This is a genomic window from Methylobacterium sp. P1-11 (assembly GCF_008329595.1).
Taxonomy (GTDB): domain Bacteria; phylum Pseudomonadota; class Alphaproteobacteria; order Rhizobiales; family Beijerinckiaceae; genus Methylobacterium.
On record NZ_NPKS01000007.1, the window covers coordinates 159,410 to 179,266 of the forward strand.

Here is a 19,857-nt window from a genome sequence, read left to right on the forward strand (position 1 = left end):
TGCCGGAGCGAAGCGGAGGCCTCGAAGGAGACCTCCGGCCAGACCTGCGATCCCTGGAGCCCTCCTTCGCGGCCCGCTTCGCGGTCGCCTCAGGATGAGGGGGCGGCTTGGAGTGCCGCGACCTACAACCGCCGCAACGCCACGCTCTCGATCCGGTGGCTCGCGCCCTTGGTGAGGATCAGGCTCGCCCGCTGGCGCGTGGGGACGATGTTTTCGCGCAGGTTCGGCAGGTTGATCGTCGTCCAGAGCCGGTCGGCGATGTCGAGCGCCTCGGTCTCGGGAATCCCGGCATATTTCCGGAAGTAGGAGCGCGGGTCGCGGAACGCCGTCTGCCGCAGCTTCATGAAGCGTGTGACGTACCAGCGATGCAGGTCGTCCTCGTGGCCGTCGAGATAGATCGAGAAGTCGAAGAAATCGGACACGAACGGGATCGCGGTGCCGTCGCGCGGCAGGCGGGCGGGCTGGAGCACGTTCAGGCCCTCGACGATCAGGATGTCGGGGCTCTCGACCACCCGCTCCTCCCCGGGCACCCGGTCGTAGACGAGGTGCGAGTAGAGCGGCGCGGTCACGCGCTTGTGTCCGGCCTTCACGTCGTGGAGGAAGCGCAGCAGCGCGGCGGTGTCGTAGCTCTCGGGAAACCCTTTCCGCTCCATCAGCCCGTTGGCGGCGAGTTCGGCGTTGGGCAGCAGGAACCCGTCGGTGGTGACGAGGTCGACCTTCGGGGTGTTGGGCCAGCGCGCCAGCAGCGCGGTCAGGATTCGGGCCGTGGTGGATTTGCCCACCGCCACCGATCCGGCGAGCCCGATGATGTAGGGGGCCTTGGTCTCGCGCTCGGCCATCAGGAAGCGCTGCGTCGCCTTGAACAGTCCCTGGGTCGCCGCGACGTAGAGGGCGAGCAGCCGCGACAGCGGCAGGTAGATCGCCACCACCTCTTCCACCGAGATCGGGTCGTTGATCGATTGCAGCCGCTCGAGATCTTCCTGATTGAGGGTGAGCGGCGTGTCGGCGCGCAGTTGTGCCCATTCCTCGCGGCTGAAGCGGCGATACGGCGAGAGCCGGTCCGACGCGTCGAGGATCGCCTCGACCGAGCCCGGCAGCGCGGCCGCGTTCACGCGTGGCGCCTCGCGGCCTTCTCGGCGATGCCGCTCTGGGCAGTGCGGCGCTCCAGCTCGGCCATGACGGCGTCGAGTTCCACCCCCCCGGCCCGAAGCAGCACGATGAGATGGTAGAGCACGTCGGCGGCCTCATTCCGCAGGCCGGTCTTGTCGCCCTGCACGGCCGCGATTGCGGCCTCCACCGCCTCCTCGCCGAGCTTCTTGGCCGCCTTGGCGGGGCCTTCGGACAGGAGCTTGGCCGTGTAGGAAGTGGCGGGATCGGTCCCGGCACGGCTCGCCACGAGGGCGGCAAGGTCGGCGAGCGTGTAGGCGGTCATGAAGCGATCTGCATGTTACGACGGCCCTTCATACGGATCAGGACCGGATTTCGGCAGGAAACTGCGCCACGGCCAGCCCGCGGGCAAGCGGGGCGGGTGAAGGCCGTCCGGCTTTGTCCGGGGCTCACTCGTTCGGCAGGTGCCGGGCCAGCGCCTCCAGCACGGCCATGCGCACGGCGACGCCCATCTCGACCTGCTCGCGAATCAGCGACTGCGCCCCGTCGGCGATGTCCGAGGCGATCTCGACGCCGCGGTTCATCGGCCCCGGATGCAACACCAGGGCGTCGGGCTTGGCCAGCGCCAGCTTCTCGCCGTCGAGGCCAAAATAGCGGAAATACTCCTTCACGGAGGGCACGAACGAGCCGTTCATGCGCTCGCGCTGGAGGCGCAGCATCATCACGATGTCGCAGCCGGCGAGGCCCTTGCGCATGTCCGTGAAGGTCTCGACGCCGAAGCGCTCGATCCCGGCGGGCAGCAGCGTCGAGGGCGCGATCAGGCGCACCCGCGCGCCCATCGCCTGAAGCAGGATGATGTTGGAGCGCGCCACCCGCGAGTGCAGGACGTCGCCGCAGATCGCCACCTGCAGGCCCTCGATCCGCCCCTTGTTGCGGCGGATGGTGAGCGCGTCGAGGAGCGCCTGGGTCGGGTGCTCGTGGGCGCCGTCGCCGGCATTGACCACCGCGCAATCGACCTTGCGGGCCAGGAGATGCACCGCGCCGGCCGATTCGTGACGGACCACGATGATGTCGGGCCGCATGGCGTTGAGCGTCGCGGCGGTGTCGATCAGGGTCTCGCCCTTCTTCACCGAGGACGAGGCGACCGACATGTTCATCACGTCGGCGCCGAGCCGCTTGCCGGCGAGCTCGAAGGACGATTGCGTCCGCGTCGAGGGCTCGAAGAACAGGTTGATCTGCGTGCGGCCCCGCAGGGTCGTGCGCTTCTTCTCCACCTGTCGCGAGATGTCGACGGCGGATTCGGCGGCGTCGAGCAGAGCCTCGATGTCGGGCCGGGTCAGGCCCTCGATGCCGAGGAGGTGCCGGTGCGGGAAGGCCGGGGGCGCGGGCGTCGTCATGATGAGGCCCGGGTGTAGGTGCGGCGCGCCCTCCCGGCAAGGCGGGGGGGCGCCTGCGGCCTTTTTTCCGGCGGATGGTAACCGACGCGAACCGCGCCGCGTATCTGCCCCAACGGTCGGGATTCGGACGATTCCCGGCGCCGCGCCGCATGACCGGGATCCCGACGCTTGGCCGCCTCCCCTGCCCTCGAAGCCCCCGAGACGGTCGACCGCCAGGGCCGCCGTTGGTTCTACCGCCACCCGCTGGTGATCCGGCTGGCGCACTGGGTCAACGCCGCCGTGCTGCTGGTGCTGCTGATGAGCGGCCTGCAGATCTTCAACGCCCATCCGGCCCTCTACTGGGGCGCGGTCTCCACCTTCGACGATCCGGCGCTGGCCATCACCAGCGAGCAGGGTCGCGACGGCAGGAGCCGCGGGGTGGTGACGGTCGGCACGCACAGCCTCGACACGACCGGGGTGCTCGGCCTGTCCCGCGCCGAGGGCGGCACCGAGGTGGAGCGGGCCTTCCCGGCCTGGGCGACCCTGCCGGCCGACCAGGACCTCGCCACGGGCCGGCGCTGGCATTTCCTGTTCGCGTGGCTTCTGGTGATCAATGGCGCGGTCTACCTGCTGTACGGCCTGTTCAGCGGCCAGCTCCGGCGGCGCCTGATCCCGGACGGCGACCAGATCCGCGACTTCGGCGGCTCCGTGAAGGAGCACCTGCTCCTGCGCTTCCCCGAGGGCACGGAGGCCAAGCGCTACAACGTCATCCAGAAGCTCACCTACCTCGTGGTGGTCCTGGGCCTCCTGCCCGCGATGGTGCTGGCCGGCCTCGCCATGTCGCCCGGGATGGACGCGGCCTGGCCCTGGCTGACCGAGCTGTTCGGCGGCCGGCAATCGGCGCGCAGCGTCCACTTCATCGCCGCCGGCCTGATCGTGGTGTTCGTGGTGGTCCACGTGCTGCTCGTGCTGGTCTCCGGCCTCGTCAACAACATGCGCGGCATGATCACCGGCTGGTTCAGCCTCGGCCGTGACCGGGAGCACGCCCGATGATCCTCCAACGCCGCAAGCTCCTCACCGGCGGCGCCGGCCTGATGGGCACCGCCCTGCTCGGCGGCTGCGACCGCTTCGCCGGGACCGAGACGGGCCGGCGCACCCTCCAGGTCGGCGAGGACGCCAACCTGTATGTCCAGCGCCTGCTGATGTCGCCCGCCACCCTGGCGCGGGAATTCCCGGCCGCGATGATCTCGCCGTGGTTCAAGCCGAACGGCACCATCGATCCGCCAGACCGCGCCTATCGGGCGCTCGCGGCGCAAAAATTCGCCGCCTTCAGGCTCACGGTCGACGGGCTGGTCGAGACCCCGCTGTCGCTCAGCCTCGCGGACCTGCGCGCCCTGCCGTCGCGGACGCAGATCACCCGTCACGATTGCGTGGAGGGCTGGAGCTGCATCGGGCAATGGGCCGGGGTGCCGCTCGCCGAGGTGCTGAAGCGGGCCGGGCTCAAGCCGCAGGCGCGCTACGCAGTGTTCCACTGCGCCGACACGCTCGAATATGCCGGCAGCCAGGACGGGGCCTTCCTGAGGCCCGGCCACCCGGGCGCGGTGCGCGAGGCCTACGTCCAGCTCGCCGCCGCCGAGGATTGGGGCGGCGCGCCCACAGCCACCGACGCGCCCAAGGACGATTGGGGCCAGGGCAACGCCGATTCGGAGCCCGAGGATAAGCGCACACCGATCCGCTACTACGAGAGCATCGACCTCTACGACGCCGTCAACCCGCAGACGATCCTGGCCTACGACCTCAACGGCAAGCCGTTGCCGGTCTCCAACGGCGCGCCTTTGCGCCTGCGGGTGGAGCGGCAGCTCGGCTACAAGCAGGCCAAGTACGTGATGCGGGTCGAGCTGGTGGAGTCGCTCGCCGGGATCGGCCAGGGCGGCGGCGGCTACTGGGAGGATCGCGGCTACGAGTGGTATGCGGGGATCTGAGGCGCCGGCTCGGCCGAACACCCCCGCCATTTGACATCCCGCCGCCCGTGACCCACTTGTCCCCGGCGCGCGGCCCCGGCCCGACGGCGGGCATACGTCCCACGCGAATCTCGAACAGAATTCGTCCGTCGCGCCCAGGCTCCGTCAGGGGCAGAGGTCTGAATGAAAGTCGTCGTCGTCGAGTCGCCGGCCAAAGCCAAGACGATCAATAAGTATCTCGGCCGCGACTATGAAGTCATCGCCTCCTTCGGGCATATCCGCGACCTGCCGCCCAAGGACGGCTCTGTGGATCCCGAGCAGGACTTCCACATGGTCTGGGAGCTGGCCGACCGCGGGGCGAGTCGGGTCTCCGAGATCGCCAAGGCGGTCAAGGGCGCCGACAAGCTGATCCTCGCCACCGACCCGGATCGTGAGGGCGAGGCGATCTCCTGGCACGTCTTGGAGGCGCTGACCGCCCGCAAGGCGCTCAAGGGCATACCGGTCGAGCGCGTCACCTTCAACGCCATCACCAAGTCCTCGGTCGAGGCGGCGATGCGCAAGCCCCGGGAGATCGACCAGGCCCTGGTCGACGCCTACCTGGCGCGCCGGGCGCTCGATTACCTCGTGGGCTTCAACCTCTCGCCGGTCCTGTGGCGCAAGCTGCCGGGCGCCCGCTCGGCGGGGCGCGTGCAATCCGTGGCTTTGCGCCTCGTGGTCGAGCGCGAGATGGAGATCGAGCGGTTCAAGCCGCGCGAGTACTGGACGCTCATCGCCACGCTGACGACCGCCGACGGCGCGACCTTCGAGGCCCGCCTCGTCGGCGCCGACGGCAAGCGCATCCAGCGCCTCGACGTCGGCACCGGCGATGAGGCCGCGGCCTTCAGGCGCGACCTCGAACTCGCGACCTTCCAGGTGGCGAGCGTCGAGGCCAAGCCCGCCAAGCGCCACCCGCAGCCACCCTTCACGACCTCGACGCTGCAGCAGGAGGCCTCGCGCAAGCTCGGCATGGCGCCGGCCCAGACCATGCGGGTCGCCCAGCGCCTCTACGAGGGCGTCGACATCGGCGGCGAGACCGTCGGCATCATCACCTACATGCGGACCGACGGCGTCGACATGGCGCCGGAGGCGATCCAGGACGCCCGCCGGGTGATCGGCAAGGAGTTCGGCGACCGCTACGTGCCGGACGTGCCGCGCAAGTACAGCGTCAAGGCCAAGAACGCCCAGGAGGCCCACGAGGCGGTGCGGCCGACCGACATGGGCCGCCTGCCCAAGATGGTCGCGCGGCACCTGGAGCCCGAGCAGGCCAAGCTCTACGACCTGATCTGGACCCGCACCATGGCGAGCCAGATGGAATCGGCCGAGCTGGAGCGGACCACCGTGGACGTCACCGCGACGGTCGGGCCGCGCCAGATCGACCTGCGCGCCACCGGCCAGGTGGTGAAGTTCGACGGCTTCCTGACCCTCTACCAGGAGGGCAAGGACGACGAGGAGGACGAGGAGAGCCGCCGCCTGCCGCCCATGAAGGCCGGCGACCCGCTCACCCGCGAGCGCATCAGCGCGACCCAGCACTTCACCGAGCCGCCGCCGCGCTATTCCGAGGCGAGCCTCGTGAAGCGCATGGAGGAGCTCGGAATCGGCCGGCCCTCGACCTACGCGGCGGTCCTCCAGACGCTGCGGGATCGCGAATACGTCAAGATCGAGAAGAAGCGGCTGCAACCGGAGGACAAGGGGCGGCTCGTCACGGGCTTCCTGGAGAGCTTCTTCCGGCGCTACGTCGAGTACGATTTCACCGCCGGCCTGGAGGAGCAGCTCGACCGCGTCTCCAACGCCGAGATCGACTGGCGGGCGGTGCTGCGCGACTTCTGGCGCGATTTCTCCGCCGCCATCGCCGAGACCAAGGAACTGCGCGTCACCGACGTGCTGGAGGCCCTGAACGGCCTTCTCGGCCCGCACATCTTCCCCGACAAGGGCGACGGCTCGAACCCGCGGACCTGCCCGACCTGCGGCTCCGGCCAGCTGTCGCTGAAGCTCGGCAAGTTCGGCGCCTTCATCGGCTGTTCGAACTATCCGGAGTGCAAGTATACCCGCCAGCTCTCGGCCTCGGGCGTCGACGGCGAGGGGGACGGTTCCTCGGCCGAGGGCGGCCAGCCGGGCGTCCGGGTGTTGGGCAACGATCCGGCGACCGGCCTGCCGGTGACGCTCCGCGACGGCCGGTTCGGGCCGTTCCTGCAACTCGGCGAGGCCTCCACCGAGAAGGACGCCGCGAAGCCGAAGCGCTCGTCGCTGCCGAAGGGGCTCAGCCCCTCGGATGTGGATCTGGAGAAGGCGCTGGCGCTGCTGGCGCTGCCCCGCGAGGTGGCCCGCCACCCCGAGACCGGCGAGCCGATCCTGGCCAATCTCGGCCGGTTCGGGCCCTACGTGCAGCACGGGAAGACCTACGCCAATCTCGGCAAGGACGACGACGTGCTGGAGATCGGCGGCAACCGCGCCATCGACCTGATCGTCGCCAAGGAGCAGGGCGGCGGACGCGGCCGTGCGGCCGCAGATCCCGGCCGCCCGCTCGGCACGGATGCGGCGAGCGGGCGCGACCTCGTGGTCAAGGCCGGCAAGTATGGGCCCTACGTCACCGACGGCGAGGTCAACGCCACGCTGCCGAAGACCATGACCGCCGAGGCGCTGACCTTGGACGAGGCGATCGCCCTGGTGAACGCCAAGCGCGCGGCGGGCGGCGGCAAGCCGGCGAAGCGGGGTGCGGTCCGGAAGACGTCCGCGCGCAAGGCCACCGGCGACAAGCCGGCCGCCAAGAAGACAGCGACGAAGAAGCCCGCGGCCAAGAAGGCCGCGGCGAAGAAGTCGAGTTCTGGCTGAAGGGGCTCGCTGTCTGCGGTCCGGAGCGGGGCGACGCGGGGATCCCCAGCGCACCCCTCATCCTGCCGGCCCCGCTGCGCTCCAGCACCTCATGATGAGGGCGCGGGTTCGCGATGGGGCTGACGGCCGAGCGCGCTTCGGGCGGCCTGAAGCGTCTCGCGGAACCGGCCTCGGATCGGAGCGCGGCTCAGACCAGGTAGGTGATCGTCGCGGCCACAGCCGTCGCAAAAGTCGCCAGCGCGATGGTGGTCGCATTCATCAGGATGCGGGCGGGCGGCACGCCGGCCGGGTCGTCATCGCAGCCGAAGGCGGCGCCGGCCGCGTGCTCGAAGCGGATCAACGTCAGGCGGCGGGCCTCAATCGCGGCGTCGCTCATGGATTGCGGCTCCCTCACCACGGTCAAGATTTGTCTCCGCCACCAACGTCGATCGTCCCGTTCTGTTCCGGCGGCCGCCTAGGGAAGCCGGGCGAGCAGGCCACGAGAAAGCCTTAACTCATTGTTGTGCAACGTGGTGATGACGGGCGGCCCGGTCCTCTTGGGTGTCGGTGCGGCTCCGGCCCTCGCTCGCGGCAGCGCAGCATGCGATGATGCGCGCGCCTCGCCCGAGGGCGAACGGCTTTGATGTTTACGTTTTGTTCCGCTATGATGCGGGGATGAAGGCGCATGCTCCACGACCCAAGACACGTCTGCGCGATTCCGAGCCGGCCGACGCGCCGCGCGCGCGGAGGCCGCGCGTGAGCGATCCGGCGCGCGACCTGTTCGGGCCGGGCAGCAAGGGCCCGGCCCCCCGGCCGCCCGAGCCGCGGCGACGCCTGGACGCCTCGGCCTCGGTGGCGACGCTCGCGGCCGCCGAGCCGGAGGGCGGCTACACCGCCTCCGACATCGAGGTGCTGGAGGGGCTGGAGCCGGTCCGGCGCCGCCCCGGCATGTATATCGGCGGCACCGACGAGCGGGCGCTGCACCACCTCTTCGCCGAGGTGATCGACAACTCGATGGACGAGGCGGTGGCAGGCCATGCCAGCTTCATCGAGGTGGAGCTGGAGGAATCGGGCGCCCTCGTGGTCACCGATAACGGCCGCGGCATCCCGGTCGACCCGCACCCGAAATTCCCCGGCAAGTCGGCGCTCGAGGTCATCATGACCACGCTGCATGCCGGCGGTAAGTTCGACTCGAAGGTCTACGAGACCTCGGGCGGCCTGCACGGCGTCGGCATCTCGGTGGTGAACGCGCTCTCCGACCTGCTTGAGGTCGAGGTGGCCCGCAACCAGACGCTCTACCGCCAGACCTTCTCGCGGGGTCACGCGCAAGGCGCGCTGGAGCTGGTCGGCCGTGTGCAGAACCGGCGCGGCACCCGAGTCCGCTTCCACCCGGACGCCCAGATCTTCAGCTCGCTGAAGTTCGACCCGCGCCGCCTGTTCAAGATGGCCCGCTCGAAGGCCTACCTGTTCGGCGGCGTCGAGATCCGCTGGCGCTGCGCTCCCACCCTCCTGGAGGGGCTCGAGGACGTGCCGGCAGAGGCGGTCCACCGCTTCCCCGACGGCCTGCGCGACTATCTCGCCCGGGACATCGACGGCAAGGAACTCGTCACCGAAGCGATGTTCTCCGGCAAGATCACGAAGCCGGGCTCGCACGGGTCGCTCGAATGGGCGGTGGCCTGGATGGTCGCCGAGGACGGGATCTCGCATTCCTACTGCAACACGATCCCGACGCCTGAGGGCGGCACCCACGAGGCGGGCTTAAGGGTCGCGCTGCTCCGGGGCCTGCGCGAGCACGCCGAGCGGGTGAACCAAGCCAAACGCATGACGGCGGTGACCACCGACGACGTCATGGCGACCTGCGCGTCGATGCTCTCGGTCTTCATCCGTGAACCGGAGTTCCAGGGGCAGACCAAGGACAAGCTCGCCACCGTGGAGGCGCAGCGCATCGTCGAGACCTCGGTGCGCGACGCCTTCGACCACTGGCTCGCCGCCTCCCCGGCCCAGGCCAACAAGCTGCTCGACTGGGTGATCGACCGGGCCGAGGAGCGACTGCGGCGCCGCCAGGAGAAGGAGGTCGCCCGCAAGAGCGCCACCCGCAAGCTCCGCCTGCCCGGCAAGCTCGCCGATTGCTCGGCGGCGGGTACCGCGGGCTCGGAGATCTTCATCGTCGAGGGCGACTCGGCCGGCGGCTCGGCCAAGCAGGCCCGCGACCGGGCGACGCAGGCGATCCTTCCGTTGCGCGGCAAGATCCTCAACGTCGCCTCGGCCTCGCGCGACAAGCTCGGCGCCAACCAGCTGATCTCCGACCTGACACTGGCGCTCGGCTGCGGCACCGGAACGGCCTTCCGCGAGACGGATCTCCGCTACGACAAGGTGATCATCATGACGGACGCCGACGTGGACGGCGCCCACATCGCGTCGCTGCTGATCACGTTCTTCTACCGGCAGATGCCGAAGCTCATCGACCGCGGGCATCTCTACCTGGCGATCCCGCCGCTCTACCGGCTCCAGCAGGGCTCGAAGGTGGCGTATGCCCGGGACGACGCGGATCGTGAGCGGATCATCAAGACGGTGTTCAAGGGCGGCAAGGTCGAGATCGGCCGGTTCAAGGGCCTCGGCGAGATGATGCCGGCCCAGCTCAAGGAGACCACCATGGACCCGAAGAAGCGCACGCTGCTGCGCGTCGCGGTTCTGGACGAGGCCCGGGAATCCACCGGCGACACGGTCGAGCGCCTGATGGGCAACAAGCCCGAGGCGCGCTTCGCCTTCATCAGCGAGCGCGCGGCCTTCGCCGAGGGGGCGGATCTCGACATCTGACGCTTTTGCGCCGACGCGGCCCATGCTGCGTCGGCCGGCGGGGCCGCGCCGTCCTTGCGAGCGGAGCGAACCGATCCGGAACGGCGCGACCTTGGTGAACCGGGCGCCGCGAGGTTGCTTCGCTTCGCCCGCAAAGAGGGGCGCCGGGCTTCGGTCGCGGCTTATCGAGGCGCCGGGATCACCTTGGCCGGGTCGAAGGGCTTGGCCGCCGCCACCGTGTCCTTGCTCATGTTCAGGACCGCCGAGAACCGATCACCGCCGGGCCGCAGCACCAGGGCGCCGGGTTCCACGGCGATGAGCTTGCTGCCGAGCCCGAGGAAGCCGCCGACATCGATCACCACGGCCCTGAGCATTCCGCCATCGGTGATCAGGAGGTCGTCGATCTTGCCGACGCTGTCCCCCGCGGCGTTGCGCACCGTTACGCCGATCATCTTCGTGGTCAGGAAGGCGACGGGCTTGAGCCCCTGACGCTTGGCGGCGTCCTCGGCACTCGCCGCCTCCATCAGCCGGCCGACCCCCGTGCCGTCCGTCGCGGTGCCGGGCCCGGTGCCCGGCAGGACCGTATCCTTGCCGATCACGGTGGCGTCCTGCGCGGCCGCAGCTGTCCCCGCCAGAGAGAGGGCGGCGAGCGACAGGAGAAGGATTCGGCTTTTCATGGCTGATCGCTCCGCTGCGCCGGATCCCTTCACGGGATGCCTGTGGGCGCCGCGGTCTCAATCGCGGGTGGCACGCGCGGTTCCAGCCGTCCCTGTCGCACCTGGAGCGCCCGGCAGGCCGCCCGAAACGCGGAAGGGCCCAGCCTTGCGGCCGAGCCCTTCCGTTGCGCGGAGCCGGTCAAGCCGGCTCCGGCTCTCGATCTTAGTACGAGCCGAACTTGTAGTTCAGGCCGGCGCGGACGACGGCGAACTCGGTCTTGGCGGCGGCGCCGTTGAGGTAGGCGGTGCCGTTCGGGGCCAGGAGGGTCGGGTAGAACACGCCGCCCGCGGCGTTCTTCTGGCGGTCGAGGCTGACGTACAGGCCTTCGACCTTCAGCGTCACGGCCGAGGAGCGGAAGAAGTTCAGGAACGAGTCGGTGGGCAGGGCGTACTCGACGCCACCGCCGGCGGCCCAGCCGGTGCGGAAGCTGTCGCGGAAGCGGTTGCCGGCGAAGTTCTGGTCGTCCTGGCCCGAGCCGTAGGCGAAGCCGCCGGTGCCGTACACGAGGGTGCGGTCGAAGGCGTAGCCGAGGCGGCCGCGGACGGTGCCGAAGTAGTCGAGGCCGTTGCCGCTGGTGGCGACGAAGGCGCGCGGGGCCGCGAAGGCGAAGCCGGGGACACCGCCGAAGGCGTAGTTCTGGGTGGCGTTGGCGCGGCGGGCGAAGTCGACGTACTGGGCGTCAGCCTCGAAGCCGATCACGACGCCCGAGCCCGGCGTGAACTGATAGTTGTAGCCGATCTGGGCGCCGCCCGAGAAGCCGTCGTTGTTGCTGCGGTTGTTGACGCTGACGACGCCGGCCGTGCCGGGCGAGTTGATCAGCGAGCCACCCGGCAGGGCGTAGTTGCTGGTGTTGCGGCTGCTGGCGTCGAAGCCGTAGCCGGCGTTCACACCGACGTAGAAGCCGGTCCAGGTGAACACCGGCACCGGCGTGAACACCGGCGGCGGCGCAGCGCGGCGCGGCAGGTCGGCAGCGGACGCCGTGACGGTCAGGCCTGCGAGGACGGTGGATGCGAGGAGGAGCTTCTTCATGGTGGTGTCGGTCCTGGGGTTAGCTTGAGCCGGCAGCCTTCTAGGCGCTCTCGGATGGCGGGTCTGTCGCTTTCCTGCAACAAGCATCCTCAGATTAGGGACATCCCGTCAACGAAAGATGAAGACTAGCGGACCCAATCCCAAAGCACCCGGCTCGATCGTGCGCCTCGACAGGGCGGGGACAGCTGGAAAGTCTCGGAAGACTAGCTGCGTTGCGCGGTGTGCATATTCCAGGGTGCCGTCGCGGCCCGGATGACATCGACCGAGGTCTCTGGAGAGGCGGGCGATGGCGGGCGTTTTATTCCGGCACAACTTTGGCGAAGGGACGACTCTGTCGTAAGCGGATGGTTAACCATGTCCCCCGACTGTCCTGGGTTGCACGGGGCCTGTTGCGCCGCGCACCGGGTCCGGCCTGGCGCCCAGCGGAGAACGCCCCTCATGCAAAGCCGCGACGACCGGAGCCGAACGACTTTCGGCAAGCGCCGGCTCCTGAAGGCCGCTCCCGGGCTCCAGGCTGAACCCTCCATCGAGAGAACGGGCGGTGCCCGGCCGCGCCGGCCCGCCGGCCCCCTGCCCTGGGCGCTGCGGGTGGCAGGTCTGGTCGGGATCCTTGCGGTGACCGCCGCCTCCCAGCTCGCGCGGCTGAACCGGTCCGACGACAGGCCGGTTGTCACCGCCCTCGCGGCCGCAGCGCATCCGGCCGAGTCCGGGACCGCCGATCCCGAGACGACCGGGGCCCTCGCGTCGGTGCCCTCCGCCCGGTCCACCCGCCTGGACCCCTGCCGCGCGCCCGAGGCCGACCGTCTTCGACCCTGATCGGCGCCGGGTTGCGCGCTCGATCCCTTGTGCGTGGCCGTGCGCTGCCGCCACCGCGAGGCGATTGCGAGATTGACAAGTCGCGCCAAGGCCCTAACTGACAGGGACGATGCGCCCCGCGGCCCCGGGAGCATCCGAGCGCCCCACGCGAGCCTTCCCCAGCCGTTGCCGCGACGGTGTCCTTCGCGCCGGCCGGGCGCGCAACGGTTCCTGAACGCAAATGCCTTTTTCCGACCTGGGACTGAGTGAGAAAGTCCTTAACGCCGTCGAAGCGGCGGGTTACACCGAGCCGACGCCGATCCAGGCGCAGGCCATCCCCCACGTCCTGGCGCGTCGCGATGTCCTCGGCATCGCCCAGACCGGCACCGGCAAGACGGCGGCGTTCACGCTGCCGATGCTGACGCTGCTGGAGAACGGCCGCGCACGGGCCCGGATGCCGCGCACTCTGATCCTGGAGCCGACGCGCGAGCTGGCCGCCCAGGTGGTCGAGAATTTCGACCGCTACGGCACCAACCACAAGCTCAATGTCGCGCTGATCATCGGTGGCGTGTCCTTTGCCGACCAGGACGCCAAGCTGACGCGCGGCACCGACGTGCTGATCGCGACGCCGGGCCGCCTCCTCGACCATTTCGAGCGCGGCAAGCTGCTGCTCACCGGTGTGGAGCTGCTGGTCATCGACGAGGCCGATCGCATGCTCGACATGGGGTTCATCCCCGATATCGAGCGGATCGCCAAGATGGTGCCGTTCACCCGGCAGACCCTGTTCTTCTCCGCCACCATGCCGCCGGAGATCGAGCGGCTGGCGGACATGTTCCTGCACAACCCGCAGCGGGTCGAGGTGGCGCGGCCCGCCTCCACGGCCACCACGATCACGCAGCGCCTCGTCGCGACCGGTGCCGAGGGGCACGCCAAGCGCGAGCGCCTGCGCAGCCTGATCCGCGGCGAGGACGAGTTGAAGAACGGGATCATCTTCTGCAACCGCAAGCGCGACGTCGCGCTGCTGCAGAAGTCCCTGGTCAGCCACGGCTTCGACGCGGCGGCGCTCCACGGCGACATGGACCAGCGCGCCCGCACGACGGCCCTCGACGCGTTCCGCAACGGCGAGACCGCCCTGCTGGTCGCCAGTGACGTGGCGGCACGCGGCCTCGACATCCCTGCCGTCAGCCACGTCTTCAATTTCGACGTGCCGCATCACCCCGAGGATTACGTCCACCGGATCGGCCGCACGGGCCGCGCCGGCAGGAGCGGCACGGCCTACACGCTGGTCGCCCCAGAGGATACACGTTCCCTCGGTGCCATCGAGGCGCTGATCGGCCAGCCGATTCCCTGGCTGGACGGCGACCTGACGACGGTGGCCGAATCGTCCGGCGACACCGGCACGCGTCATCGCGGCCGGTCGGGCGAGGGCCGCCGCGGCGCGCGTTCCGCGAAGGCTGGTTGCCGGAGCGGCGGCGAGAAGAGCGGCTTCGACAAGGGGGGCGTCGAGAAGAGCGCCCGGAGCACCGGCGAGGCCGAGGAGGTCCGCGAGCGTCCGGCCCGCACACGCGGTGGCCGCGCCGCGCCGCGTGCGGACGACCGTCCCGAAAGCCGCCCTGAGAGCCGGCCCGAGCCGCGCGCCGCACTGCGTTCGACCGCCCGCGGCGGCGAGTCCGCGCGCGAGGAACGTGGACGCCGGATCGACGCGGATGGGGACACGCCCGTGGGCCTCGGATCCCACGTTCCGGCATTCCTGCTTCGACCAGTCTTGGCGAAGAAGGATAAGTAACAAAGGTCTCGTCGGGCTTAACTGTCCGGCTACCAGGCTGCCGTATATCAAGTCAGGGCTGCGGCGCATGCGCGTCGGTCGCCCCGGACCACGGGATACGGATGAGCCAGGAGACCTATTCGGACCGCGATCGCAGCTTCGCGTTGGCGAAGCGCAGCCATGATCTGATTCGCGACTACGGACCGTCCGCCACGCCGCGCGCCTACGCCGTCTGGTACGCCTACGTCTCGGGCGAGCTTCCGCTCCTTGCCGATGCGGTGAAGCGTCTGACCACCCAGAACGGCTGCCTGACCGAGAGCGACATCGACGACCTGCACGAGACCTATCTCGACGGGCGTCACCTCGCGAGCACCACCGACGATGTCAGCCGCGTGGTTCTGAGCGAGATCGCGGCCGTCACCGAGATCCTGGATCTGTCCCTGGGTTCGACGGCGCAGTACAGCGAGTCCCTCCGCGGCGTCGCTCAGGACCTGTCTCAGGGCCTCCCGAGCCGGGCGCGGTTCGCCGAGATCGTCGCGACGCTGGTCGCCACGACCCGGGAGGTTGCCGCCAACAATCGGATCCTCGAGGCCCGCATGCGCGAGACGCGCAGCGAGATCGAGACCCTGCGCGAGAAGCTCGAGGCGACCCGCCGCGAGAGCCTGACCGACGCCCTGACCGGGCTGGCGAACCGCAAGCATTTCGAGGAGACGCTGAAGGCCTCCATGGAGGCGGCGCGGGCGCGCACCACGCCCATGAGCCTGATCATCCTCGACATCGACTTCTTCAAGCGCTTCAACGACCTGTACGGTCATCTCACCGGCGACCAGGTCCTGCGGCTCGTGGCGATCGTGATGCGCGAGAATGCCGGGAAGCAGGCGCAGCTCGCGCGGTTCGGCGGCGAGGAATTCGGCATCATCCTCCCCGGTGTCGACCGGGTCGCGGCCAAGCAGGTGGCGGAGACGGTTCGCGCCAGCGTGATGGGCCGCGAGCTGGTCAAGCGCTCGACCGGCGAGTCGCTCGGCAAGGTCACCATCTCGCTGGGGGTCGCAGTGCTACGCCCGGGCGACACGCCGGCCTCGCTGATGGAACGGGCCGACCTGTGCATGTTCGCGGCCAAGCGCGCGGGCCGGAACCGCTTGCTGGACGACGCCGCCGAGTCGCTGTCGCAGGTGGCCTAGAGCTGCCCCCGGCGCGAGTCGCGTCGAGTGCCCGATGGCCCGTCCGCAGGGCCGCCGCGCAGCGGCTTCACCCCGACTTTCCAGGGGGCTGCAGGCGAGACCGGAACCTGGAACCACTTGTCGATGGAAGATCGTGCCGCGTCGGCGGGTCTCGATTCCAGGCTTCGCTGCGCGGACCCGGACAGGCGGCGCGGATGATCGGTCGTCGAACCTCGAAACAGAGACGCGCTTTCCGACCCGCGGAGCCCTCGGGCGTCCGCCGGTCCGGACACCGCGCCGCTTCTCGGATCCTCGACGAGCGCGAGACCTGCGAAGCTGCACGCTTGCACCGACAGGAGGCGTGCGCCGCCTCCCGTCGCCTCGGCCTCTCCTTCGCCCCTCAGGCCTGCGCGGACAGGCGGTCCGCCGAGACCGGCGTGATCGCCACGGACTCGCCGCAGCCGCAGGCCGAGGTCTGGTTCGGGTTGTTGAACACGAACTGCGACGCCAGCTTGTTGGTGGTGAAATCCATCTCGGTGCCGAGCAGGAACAGGACCGCCTTCGGATCGACGAAGACCCGGACGCCGCGATCCTCCACCACGTCCTCGCCGGGCTTGACCGCCTCGGCATATTCCATCGTGTAGGACATGCCGGCGCAGCCGCCGTTGCGGACGCCGACCCGCAGGCCCGCGATCGGCCGGTCGGCCTCCGCCATGATCGCCTTAATCCGATCGGCGGCGCGATCGGTCAGCGAGAGAACCTTGAACCCAGTCGACATCGTCACCCTCCCGCCCAGCCGGGTTCAAGGCCCGGGGACGCGCATTCTGACATCCACAAGATAAGCATTGGGTTGCGGCCGGTCCACCGCGCCCGGGTCACACCGGCCCCGCAATCGCGGCCTCAGGTCGCCGCGCCGGTGAGCCGCGCGAAGGTGGCGAGATCGACATTTCCGCCGCTGATGACCACGCCGACGCGCTTGTCCCGGACATCCACGAGCCCGTTCAGCACTGCCGCCGCCGCGAGGCAGCCGGTCGGTTCGACCACGAGCTTCATCCGGCTCGCGAAGAACCGCATGGTCTCGATGAGCTGCGCGTCGGTGACGGTGAGGATGTCGGTGACCCGCGCGCGGATGATCGCGAAGGTGAGATCGCCGAGCGCCGTCGATTGGGCGCCGTCGGCGATGGTGCGGGGGACCGGGATCGTGACGATCCGGCCTTCACGGAACGACCGCTGGCCGTCGTCGCCCGCCTCCGGTTCGACGCCGATCACCCGGCAGCCCGGCGCCAGCTCCGCGGCGGCCAGAGCGCAGCCCGCGAGCTGGCCGCCGCCGCCGAGGCAGGCCACCAGCACGTCGAGGGGTCCGGCCGTCTCGATCAGTTCCAGCGCCAGCGTCCCCTGGCCGGCGATGACGTCGCGATGGTTGAAGGGTGGGATCAGCGTCAGACCGCGGGCCTGCGCGATCTCCCGGCCGAGGGCCTCCCGATCCTGGGTGTAGCGATCGTACAGGACGACGTCGGCGCCGTAGCCCCGGGTGGCGGCGATCTTCGCCGCCGGCGCGTCGCCCGGCATGATGATCGTGGCGGGGGCGCCGAGCAGCCGGCTCGCGAGGGCGATCGCCTGCGCATGATTGCCCGATGAGAAGGTAATCACCCCGCGGGCGCGGGCTGCCTCCGGCAGGGCGCTGATCGCGTTGTAGGCCCCGCGGAACTTGAAGGCGCCGGCCCGCTGCAGGTTCTCCGCCTTGAAGAACAGCTTTCCGCCGGTCATCGAGTCGGCGGTGCGCGAGGTCAGGACCGGCGTGCGGTGCGCGGCGCCCGCGATGCGCTCGGCGGCGCGCGCCACGTCGGCGAAGGTGGGAAGTCCGTCCGTGTCCTCGTCCCGCATCGCAGTCGCACCGTCCCTGTCCGCCGCCCCGCTACCCATAGGGCCGATTGCCTCCGGGCGCATCCCACCCGAGCCGCCCTTCCGAAGCGGAGCCATTCGGCGCTTCACGGATTGTCCCACCGGGGCAAACGTCGCCGGAGCGCTGGGGGGCGTGATCGGGATGCTGATGGGATCGACGGACAGGCCGGGGGATCGGGTCCGCCGGCATGCGCCGGGCCGGACCGGATGAGCGCCTGGATTCGAGACCGCCCCTCTGGCGACGGGGTGACCGAGGTCACGTTCCGGGGCCGAGGTCTGGCGCTCCGGTCCGGCACGCGGCTGATCTTGCTCGTCTGCCCGCTCTGCTCGCAGCGCAATGCGCGACGCGGGGCCGAGCGGGGCATCTGCGAATGGTGCGCCTACGTGCCGTCGCCGGAGGAGGCGGAGCCGGTGGAGGCAGGGCGGGGGTAGGCCGGGTGCCGCCGACCGGCTGTGGCCGGGCGGCGCGACCCTGTCCTTATGTGTGGATCACCTTGCCGTAGGCGTCGAGCACGCTCTCGTGCATCATCTCGCTGAGCGTCGGGTGCGGGAACACCGTGTGCATCAGCTCCTCCTCGGTGCTCTCCAGGTTCATCGCCACCACGTAGCCCTGGATCAGCTCGGTCACCTCGGCGCCGACCATGTGGGCGCCGAGCAGCTGGCCGGTCTTGGCGTCGAACACGGTCTTGATCAGCCCGTCCGGCTCGCCGAGCGCGATCGCCTTGCCGTTGCCCGCGAAGGGGAACCGGCCGACCTTCACGGCAAACCCCTGCTCCTTGGCCTTGGCCTCGGTGAGCCCGACGCTGGCGATCTGCGGCTGGCAGTAGGTGCAGCCCGGGATCTTGGCCTTGTCCATCGGGTGGGTGTGCAGGCCCTTGATGGTCTCGATGCAGATGACGCCCTCGTGCTCGGCCTTGTGGGCGAGCATCGGCGGGCCGGCGACGTCGCCGATCGCGTAGAGGCCGGGCACGTTGGTGCGGCCGAGGCCGTCGGTCACCACGATGCCGCGGTCGATCTTCACCCCGAGCTTCTCCAGGCCGATATTCTCGATGTTGCCGACCACGCCGACCGCCGAGATCAGTTTTTCCGCGGTGATCTGCTGGGTCTTGCCGTCGCCGCCCTCGATGGTCGCGGTGACGGAGTTGGCGCCCTTCTCGACCTTCGTAACCTTGGCGCCGGTGAGGATCTTGATCCCCTGCTTCTCGAAGCGCTTGCGGGCGAGTCCGGCGATCTCGGCATCCTCCACAGGCAGGATCTGCGGCAGCAGCTCCACCACGGTCACCTCGGCGCCCATGGTGCGGTAGAACGAGGCGAACTCGATGCCGATGGCGCCCGAGCCCATCACCAGCAGGCTCTTGGGCATCGTCTCGGGGACCATGGCCTCGTAGTAGGTCCAGATCAGCTTCTTGTCGGGCTCGATCCCGGGGATCGCCCGCGGCCGGGCGCCGGTCGCCACGATGATGTGCTTGGCCTGGTAGGTGCCCGCTCCCTTGGCGCCCTTCGGCGGCTCGGCGCGCTTGGTCTCCTTCACGGTGACCTGGCCGGGCTGGTTGCCCTTCGCGACGCTGTCGACCGCCGCCTCGCCCCAGATCACGTCGACCTTGTTCTTCTTGAGCAGCATGCCGACGCCGCCGTTGAGCCGGGCCGAGACGCCGCGGGAGCGCTTCACGATGGCGGCGGTGTCGAACCCGACTTTTTCCGCGGTCAGGCCGTAATCGCCGGGATGCTGGAAGTAGTGGAAGATCTCGGCTGATCGGAGCAGGGCCTTGGTGGGGATGCAGCCCCAGTTCAGGCAGATGCCGCCGAGATGCTCGCGATCGACCACGGCGGTCTTGAAGCCGAGCTGCGCCGCGCGGATCGCCGTGACGTAGCCGCCGGGCCCGGCGCCGATGATGAGGACGTCGTAGGTATCGGACATTTACCTCTCCGCGAACGCCCCTCCCCGTTGTGGGGAGGGGGCTGGGGGTGGGGGTGGCTCCGCCTGGCCGGCTGAATCCGGAAGAGGCGCGTCGGATGCGGCAAGGGCCGCGTGGATCGTATCGAGGACGGTGTCGATCTCCCGCAGGACCATGCGGTTCGGGAAACGCAGGACGCGGAAACCTTCGGATTGGAGATAGGCATCGCGGAGGGTGTTGTAGGCCGTGCCAGACTCGAAGCCGTGCTGCTCGCCATCGACCTCAATGATGAGGCGGGCCGACAGGCAGCAGAAATCGGCTACGTAGGGGCCGAAAGCGACTTGCCGGCGGAAATGCGAGCCTTCCACCGGTAGGCGGTGACGCAGGTGCCACCAGAGGCGCTTTTCAGGTTCGGTCAGCGAGCGCCGCAATGTCTTAGCATTCACGGCAGCTCGTGGGGACGCTGCTCTCCGAGGCTGCTGGTCCCAGGGCATAGCGCGGCGTGTC

General features: G+C 69.8%; 18 protein-coding genes. 8 read left to right on the forward strand and 10 right to left on the reverse strand.

All coding sequences use genetic code 11. The features are described from left to right. Positions 1-122 precede the first annotated feature (122 nt). The 3 genes from coaA to CIW48_RS09710 form a co-directional block, all read right to left on the reverse strand. Positions 123-1,112: a type I pantothenate kinase gene (gene coaA / locus CIW48_RS09700; protein WP_149310608.1), complete on the reverse strand. Its 990-nt coding sequence runs from the start codon at positions 1,110-1,112 to the stop codon at positions 123-125. After that, positions 1,109-1,432 carry a phosphoribosyl-ATP diphosphatase gene (locus CIW48_RS09705; protein WP_091786343.1) on the reverse strand — a complete coding sequence of 108 codons (324 nt, stop codon included), beginning with the start codon at positions 1,430-1,432 and terminating at the stop codon, positions 1,109-1,111. Before CIW48_RS09705 ends, coaA begins: the two co-directional genes overlap by 4 nt. 124 nt (positions 1,433-1,556) lie before the next feature. Then, positions 1,557-2,504 carry an aspartate carbamoyltransferase catalytic subunit gene (locus CIW48_RS09710; RefSeq protein ID WP_149310609.1) on the reverse strand — a complete coding sequence of 316 codons (948 nt, stop codon included), beginning with the start codon at positions 2,502-2,504 and terminating at the stop codon, positions 1,557-1,559. A gap of 168 nt (positions 2,505-2,672) precedes the next feature. Between CIW48_RS09710 and CIW48_RS09715 the strand changes: the two genes are divergently transcribed. The 3 genes from CIW48_RS09715 to topA all read left to right on the forward strand — a co-directional run bounded on the left by CIW48_RS09715 (position 2,673) and on the right by topA (position 7,312). Further along, a complete protein-coding gene (locus tag CIW48_RS09715) occupies positions 2,673-3,536 on the forward strand; it encodes a cytochrome b/b6 domain-containing protein (RefSeq protein ID WP_149310610.1) in 864 nt (287 codons plus the stop codon). Next, positions 3,533-4,465 carry a molybdopterin-dependent oxidoreductase gene (locus CIW48_RS09720; RefSeq protein WP_149310611.1) on the forward strand — a complete coding sequence of 311 codons (933 nt, stop codon included), beginning with the start codon at positions 3,533-3,535 and terminating at the stop codon, positions 4,463-4,465. The genes CIW48_RS09715 and CIW48_RS09720 overlap by 4 nt, the downstream gene beginning before the upstream one ends. Positions 4,466-4,627: 162 nt before the next feature. After that, entirely contained in the window at positions 4,628-7,312 is a 2,685-nt protein-coding gene (gene topA, locus CIW48_RS09725; RefSeq protein ID WP_149310612.1) for a type I DNA topoisomerase, read from the forward strand. A gap of 187 nt (positions 7,313-7,499) precedes the next feature. Here the strand turns inward: topA and CIW48_RS09730 are convergent, their stop codons facing one another. Next, positions 7,500-7,688, reverse strand: a complete 189-nt coding sequence (locus CIW48_RS09730; protein WP_149310613.1) for a hypothetical protein — start codon at positions 7,686-7,688, stop codon at positions 7,500-7,502. 359 nt (positions 7,689-8,047) lie between these two features. Here CIW48_RS09730 and parE point away from each other — a divergent pair, with 359 nt between their 5' ends. After that, positions 8,048-10,108, forward strand: a complete 2,061-nt coding sequence (parE, locus tag CIW48_RS09735; RefSeq protein WP_149310614.1) for a DNA topoisomerase IV subunit B — start codon at positions 8,048-8,050, stop codon at positions 10,106-10,108. A gap of 161 nt (positions 10,109-10,269) precedes the next feature. On the opposite strand, the gene CIW48_RS09740 is transcribed toward parE, so the two are convergent. Together CIW48_RS09740 and CIW48_RS09745 are read right to left on the reverse strand one after the other, a co-directional pair. Next, complete coding sequence (locus CIW48_RS09740) at positions 10,270-10,764, reverse strand: PRC-barrel domain-containing protein (protein ID WP_091786325.1); 495 nt, start codon at positions 10,762-10,764, stop codon at positions 10,270-10,272. 202 nt (positions 10,765-10,966) lie between these two features. After that, positions 10,967-11,833, reverse strand: a complete 867-nt coding sequence (locus CIW48_RS09745; RefSeq protein ID WP_091786323.1) for a porin family protein — start codon at positions 11,831-11,833, stop codon at positions 10,967-10,969. A 438-nt stretch (positions 11,834-12,271) separates the two neighbouring features. On the opposite strand from CIW48_RS09745, the gene CIW48_RS09750 reads away from it, so the two are divergent. The 3 genes from CIW48_RS09750 (at position 12,272) to CIW48_RS09760 (ending at position 15,574) form a co-directional block, all read left to right on the forward strand. Beyond that, the gene (locus CIW48_RS09750; protein WP_149310615.1) at positions 12,272-12,649 is read left to right on the forward strand and encodes a hypothetical protein; all 378 of its coding nucleotides are present in this window, start codon (positions 12,272-12,274) and stop codon (positions 12,647-12,649) included. 220 nt (positions 12,650-12,869) lie between these two features. After that, positions 12,870-14,414 carry a DEAD/DEAH box helicase gene (locus tag CIW48_RS09755; protein WP_149310616.1) on the forward strand — a complete coding sequence of 515 codons (1,545 nt, stop codon included), beginning with the start codon at positions 12,870-12,872 and terminating at the stop codon, positions 14,412-14,414. Between the two features lie 101 nt (positions 14,415-14,515). After that, the gene (locus CIW48_RS09760; protein ID WP_149310617.1) at positions 14,516-15,574 is read left to right on the forward strand and encodes a GGDEF domain-containing protein; all 1,059 of its coding nucleotides are present in this window, start codon (positions 14,516-14,518) and stop codon (positions 15,572-15,574) included. A 379-nt stretch (positions 15,575-15,953) separates the two neighbouring features. Here the strand turns inward: CIW48_RS09760 and CIW48_RS09765 are convergent, their stop codons facing one another. Together CIW48_RS09765 and CIW48_RS09770 are read right to left on the reverse strand one after the other, a co-directional pair. After that, positions 15,954-16,331: an iron-sulfur cluster assembly accessory protein gene (locus CIW48_RS09765; RefSeq protein WP_149310618.1), complete on the reverse strand. Its 378-nt coding sequence runs from the start codon at positions 16,329-16,331 to the stop codon at positions 15,954-15,956. A gap of 122 nt (positions 16,332-16,453) precedes the next feature. Continuing rightward, positions 16,454-17,437 (reverse strand): threo-3-hydroxy-L-aspartate ammonia-lyase, encoded by a 984-nt coding sequence (locus CIW48_RS09770; protein ID WP_149310619.1) that lies wholly within the window; start codon positions 17,435-17,437, stop codon positions 16,454-16,456. A gap of 225 nt (positions 17,438-17,662) precedes the next feature. Here CIW48_RS09770 and CIW48_RS09775 point away from each other — a divergent pair, with 225 nt between their 5' ends. Beyond that, positions 17,663-17,887: a hypothetical protein gene (locus CIW48_RS09775; protein WP_149310620.1), complete on the forward strand. Its 225-nt coding sequence runs from the start codon at positions 17,663-17,665 to the stop codon at positions 17,885-17,887. Between the two features lie 46 nt (positions 17,888-17,933). On the opposite strand, the gene lpdA is transcribed toward CIW48_RS09775, so the two are convergent. Together lpdA and CIW48_RS09785 are read right to left on the reverse strand one after the other, a co-directional pair. Continuing rightward, entirely contained in the window at positions 17,934-19,373 is a 1,440-nt protein-coding gene (gene lpdA, locus CIW48_RS09780; protein WP_149310621.1) for a dihydrolipoyl dehydrogenase, read from the reverse strand. Beyond that, positions 19,374-19,844: a DUF559 domain-containing protein gene (locus CIW48_RS09785; RefSeq protein ID WP_149310622.1), complete on the reverse strand. Its 471-nt coding sequence runs from the start codon at positions 19,842-19,844 to the stop codon at positions 19,374-19,376. Between the last annotated feature and the right edge of the window lie 13 nt (positions 19,845-19,857).